The organism is Kaistella faecalis, assembly GCF_019195395.1.
Lineage (GTDB): Bacteria > Bacteroidota > Bacteroidia > Flavobacteriales > Weeksellaceae > Kaistella > Kaistella faecalis.
In genome coordinates, this window is record NZ_CP078067.1 from 1,125,870 (window position 1) to 1,131,682 (window position 5,813).

At 45.8% G+C, this 5,813-nt stretch carries 3 tRNA genes and 3 rRNA genes; all 6 read right to left on the reverse strand.

What is annotated here, in order from left to right:
- Nucleotides 1-48 precede the first annotated feature (48 nt).
- Nucleotides 49-156 (reverse strand): 5S ribosomal RNA (gene rrf, locus KTV93_RS05420).
- A gap of 183 nt (nt 157-339) precedes the next feature.
- Nucleotides 340-3,101, reverse strand: a 23S ribosomal RNA gene (locus KTV93_RS05425).
- 208 nt (nt 3,102-3,309) lie between these two features.
- A tRNA-OTHER gene (locus KTV93_RS05430) sits at nt 3,310-3,382 on the reverse strand.
- Nucleotides 3,383-3,430: 48 nt separating this feature from the next.
- Nucleotides 3,431-3,507: transfer RNA gene (locus tag KTV93_RS05435), tRNA-Ala, on the reverse strand.
- 81 nt (nt 3,508-3,588) lie between these two features.
- A tRNA-Ile gene (locus KTV93_RS05440) sits at nt 3,589-3,662 on the reverse strand.
- A gap of 172 nt (nt 3,663-3,834) precedes the next feature.
- Nucleotides 3,835-5,351: ribosomal RNA gene (locus KTV93_RS05445) — 16S ribosomal RNA — on the reverse strand.
- The 16S, 23S and 5S rRNA genes sit together here with 3 tRNA genes alongside, the layout of an rRNA operon.
- Nucleotides 5,352-5,813: the final 462 nt, after the last annotated feature.

Consider the following 5,813-nt stretch of genomic DNA (forward strand, 5'->3'; position numbering starts at 1 on the left):
GTTTATACCAAAAAAAATCCTCAATCGATTTGATTGAGGATTAAAAAAGACTGGCGGCGACCTACTCTCCCGCTTACGCAGTACCATCGGCGCTAGAGGGCTTAACTTCTGTGTTCGGAATGGGAACAGGTGAGCCCCTCTGCTAAAACCACCCTAAAGGTTGTTAAAGTTGTACAATGTAATATGTACAAAGTATATGGGTAAAGTAAGATGTGGGGTATAATGGTAAGTATAATTAAATACTTACTACATTGTACTTTCTACATTTTACAATATAAAAATCGATAAAAACGTTCACAAAGAGATAACCGTGCTGCACTTACGAAGTGCGCCTAATTAGGCTATAAATCTACGGGTAATTAGTACTACTCGGCTATGCCATTACTGACTTTACACCTATAGCCTATCAACGTTGTCATCTCCAACGACCCTTAAAAGATGTCTCATCTTGAGGCAGGTTTCGCACTTATATGCTTTCAGTGCTTATCCTTTCCAAACGTAGCTACTCTGCGGTGCTCCTGGCGGAACAACAGATACACCAGAGGTTTGTTCAAATCGGTCCTCTCGTACTAGATTCAAGCCCTCTCAAACATCTAACGCCCGCAATAGATAGAGACCGAACTGTCTCACGACGTTCTGAACCCAGCTCGCGTGCCACTTTAATGGGCGAACAGCCCAACCCTTGGGACCTTCTCCAGCCCCAGGATGTGACGAGCCGACATCGAGGTGCCGAACCTCCCCGTCGATGTGAGCTCTTGGGGGAGACTAGCCTGTTATCCCCGGAGTACCTTTTATCCTATGAGCGATGGCCCTTCCATACGGAACCACCGGATCACTATGTCCTGCTTTCGCACCTGATCGACTTGTAGGTCTCACAGTCAAGCACCCTTATGCCATTACACTCTACGCACGGTTACCAAGCGTGCTGAGGGTACCTTTGAAAGCCTCCGTTACTCTTTTGGAGGCGACCACCCCAGTCAAACTACCCACCACGCAATGTCCTTCCGTTAAGAAGTTAGGCTCCAAGTAAGTAAAGGGTGGTATTTCAACGTTGACTCCACCGACACTAGCGTGCCAGCTTCAAAGTCTCCCACCTATCCTACACATTACTTACTCAAAGTCAATACGAAGTTATAGTAAAGGTTCACAGGGTCTTTTCGTCCCATTGCGGGTAATCGGCATCTTCACCGATACTACAATTTCACAGAGCTCATGGTTGAGACAGTGCCCAGATCGTTACACCATTCGTGCAGGTCGGAACTTACCCGACAAGGAATTTCGCTACCTTAGGACCGTTATAGTTACGGCCGCCGTTTACTGGGGCTTCAGTTAATTGCTTCGCATTGCTGCTAACAACCTTCCTTAACCTTCCAGCACCGGGCAGGTGTCAGACCCTATACAGCATCTTTCGATTTAGCAGAGTCCTGTGTTTTTGATAAACAGTCGCCTGGGCCTCTTCACTGCGGCCAGCATTGCTGCTGGCGTCTCTTCTTCCGAAGTTACGAGACTATTTTGCCTAGTTCCTTAACCATGATTCACTCTAGCACCTTAGGATTCTCTCCTCGACTACCTGTGTCGGTTTTGGTACGGGTTGCTTCACTTCGGCTTTTCTTGGAATCTATTTCCCTGCAGCAGCTTCGCCCGAAGGCTAGGCCTTGACTATTCCGTCAGTCTCCAGCAAGTACGTAAATCCGTCCCCTTTTTAGTGTGAGCAAGTATGGGAATATTAACCCATTGTCCATCCACTTCCCCTTTCGGGTTCGCGTTAGGTCCCGACTAACCCTCAGCTGATTAGCATGGCTGAGGAAACCTTAGTCTTTCGGTGAGCGGGTTTCTCGCCCGCTTTATCGTTACTTATGCCTACATTTTCTTTTCTGTACGCTCCACAATACCTCACGATACTGCTTCTGTGCAAACAGAATGCTCCCCTACCAGATATAACTCAAAAGTTATAAATCCATAGCTTCGGTACTATACTTATGCCCGATTATTATCCATGCCGAACCGCTCGACTAGTGAGCTGTTACGCACTCTTTAAATGAATGGCTGCTTCCAAGCCAACATCCTAGCTGTCAATGCAGTTCAACCGCGTTATTTCAACTTAGTATAGATTTGGGGACCTTAGCTGTTGGTCCGGGTTCTTTCCCTCTCGGACATGGACCTTAGCACCCATGCCCTCACTGCCGACGAACATTTATTAGCATTCGGAGTTTGTCAGGAATTGGTAGGATTTGACTCCCCCGCATCCAATCAGTAGCTCTACCTCTAATAAACTTAACATCGACGCTGCACCTAAATGCATTTCGGGGAGTACGAGCTATCTCCCAGTTTGATTGGCCTTTCACCCCTACCCACAAGTCATCCGAAGACTTTTCAACGTCAACCGGTTCGGTCCTCCACTTTGTGTTACCAAAGCTTCAACCTGCCCATGGGTAGATCACAAGGTTTCGCGTCTAATCCTACTAACTATGCGCCCTATTCAGACTCGCTTTCGCTCCGCCTCCGCACCTGAAGTGCTTAAGCTCGCTAGTAAAATTAACTCGTAGGCTCATTATGCAAAAGGCACGCCGTCACCCAACTTGTGGGCTCCGACCGCTTGTAGGCGTACGGTTTCAGGTTCTCTTTCACCCTTCTATTCGAAGTGCTTTTCACCTTTCCTTCACAGTACTTGTTCACTATCGGTCTTTCAGGAGTATTTAGCCTTGGAGGATGGTCCCCCCATATTCAGACAGGATTTCACGTGTCCCGCCCTACTCATTTATCATCTATGTATGCCTTTCAAGTACGGGGCTATCACCCTCTACGGCCGTTCTTTCCAGAACGTTCTTTTAAACATATAAAGACTTTTGGGCTAATCCGCTTTCGCTCGCCACTACTTACGGAATCTCTTCGATTTCTTTTCCTCAGGGTACTTAGATGTTTCAGTTCTCCTGGTTTGCTCTCCTTGCGGAGTGACTGGTCTTCAACCAGCCGGGTTGCCCCATTCGGACATCTGCGGATCAATTCGTGTGTGCCGATCCCCGCAGCTTTTCGCAGCTTACCACGTCCTTCGTCGCCTCTGAAAGCCTAGGCATCCGCCATACGCCCTTAACGATTTCTTTCCTAATTTTAAAATTAGTTCAGTATTTTTAATACAACACAACCGTGTTGCTTTTTATTTTGTAAACTTTCGCACCCGTAAGTGCTCGGTTTTCTCTTTGTGATGTTCTTATCGTTAATGTCAATGATCTTTAAGTCTTATTAGGTCCCTGATGAACAGATATTGTTTTTGGCTCTATCCGTAACTTTTAAATCAGATTCATAATACTGTGGAGAATAAGGGAGTCGAACCCTTGATCTTCCCGATAAATCGGGACGCTCTAGCCCCTATCGGCTATAATCCTGTAATTTTATTTTAAATATCTTCTATTCTTGTTATATTGCTATAACCTGGTGGAGAATAAGGGAGTCGAACCCTTGACCTCCTGCGTGCAAGGCAGGCGCTCTAGCCAGCTGAGCTAATTCCCCTCTAGTTGCTGTCGGCTGCTGCCTTATTGCTTTTGGCTTTCTTGCCAGTAGCTATAAGCTATTTGCCAGTTGCAAAATCAGTAGTCTCGGGCAGGCTCGAACTGCCGACCTCTACATTATCAGTGTAGCGCTCTAACCAGCTGAGCTACGAGACTTTTTAATTAATAATTATAAATTAATAATTGTTAATTATCTCTTCCCTTGTACTAATTTCTAGTGGGTTTATTTTTTAAATACCAACCAAAGTAAAAAAACTAAAGCATCTTTTGAGTAAGTGCTTGGTACTTTAAGTACCGTTTTGTTTGTTTAACGTCTAAAGACGCTCTAAAATGAGATGTTCCAGCCGCACCTTCCGGTACGGCTACCTTGTTACGACTTAGCCCTAGTTACTTGTTTTACCCTAGGCAGCTCCTTTTACGGTCACCGACTTCAGGTACCCCAAACTTCCATGGCTTGACGGGCGGTGTGTACAAGGCCCGGGAACGTATTCACCGCGCCATGGCTGATGCGCGATTACTAGCGATTCCAGCTTCATAGAGTCGAGTTGCAGACTCCAATCCGAACTGAGACCGGCTTTCGAGATTTGCATCACATCGCTGTGTAGCTGCCCTCTGTACCGGCCATTGTATTACGTGTGTGGCCCAAGACGTAAGGGCCGTGATGATTTGACGTCATCCCCACCTTCCTCTCTACTTGCGTAGGCAGTCTCACTAGAGTCCTCAACTGAATGTTAGCAACTAGTGACAGGGGTTGCGCTCGTTGCAGGACTTAACCTAACACCTCACGGCACGAGCTGACGACAACCATGCAGCACCTTGAAAAATGTCCGAAGAAGGGTCTATTTCTAAACCTGTCATTTCCCATTTAAGTCTTGGTAAGGTTCCTCGCGTATCATCGAATTAAACCACATAATCCACCGCTTGTGCGGGCCCCCGTCAATTCCTTTGAGTTTCATCCTTGCGGACGTACTCCCCAGGTGGCTAACTTATCACTTTCGCTTGGTCTCTGAATCCGAAAATCCAAAAACGAGTTAGCATCGTTTACGGCGTGGACTACCAGGGTATCTAATCCTGTTCGCTACCCACGCTTTCGTCCATCAGCGTCAGTTAAATCTTAGTGACCTGCCTTCGCAATTGGTGTTCTAAGTAATATCTATGCATTTCACCGCTACACTACTTATTCCAGCCACTTCAAATTTACTCAAGACCTGCAGTATCAATGGCAGTTTCATAGTTAAGCTATGAGATTTCACCACTGACTTACAGGCCCGCCTACGGACCCTTTAAACCCAATAAATCCGGATAACGCTTGCACCCTCCGTATTACCGCGGCTGCTGGCACGGAGTTAGCCGGTGCTTATTCGTACAGTACCTTCAGCTACTCTCACGAGAGTAGGTTTATTCCTGTACAAAAGAAGTTTACAATCCATAGGACCGTCATCCTTCACGCGGGATGGCTGGATCAGGCTTTCACCCATTGTCCAATATTCCTCACTGCTGCCTCCCGTAGGAGTCTGGTCCGTGTCTCAGTACCAGTGTGGGGGATCTCCCTCTCAGGACCCCTAAAGATCACAGACTTGGTGAGCCGTTACCTCACCAACTATCTAATCTTGCGCGTGCCCATCTCTATCCGCCGGAGCTTTCAATAATAATTGATGCCAATCATTATATTATGGGATATTAATCTTCCTTTCGAAAGGCTATCTCCCAGATAAAGGTAGGTTGCACACGTGTTACGCACCCGTACGCCGCTCTCAAAGATCCGAAGATCTTCTACCGCTCGGCTTGCATGTGTTAGGCCTCCCGCTAGCGTTCATCCTGAGCCAGGATCAAACTCTCCATTGTATGTTTGTCTGACTCACTCAAAAAAATTGACGCTTTAGTTTTTCCTTACTTTTTTGGTTGTTATTTGTATGTCAATGATCTCTTTTCTTTTCGCTGTTTCCGGAAACTCTTTCTGTCGTTTGTTCCGAATTGCGAGTGCAAAAGTATAAACTATTTTTGAATTGGCCAAATGTTTCTGAGGAAAAATTAAAACTTTTTTTAGTAAGCTTTATTCCTCATCCCATCTAATCCAAATTAATTTCTTCTGCGCTTCCCACTTCTCTCGATTTGGGATTGCAAAAGTATAAACTATTTTCTTAAAGACCAAATGTTTTTAGTGAAATTTTAAATCTTTTTCAAGTCTCAACCTCAGTTCTTATCAGTCTTCTAATCTTCTACTTCGCTCCCGAGTCTCTCGATTTGGGACTGCAAAGATACCATCTTTTTCCCCAGTTCCAAATATTAGCCAAACTAATTTTATCC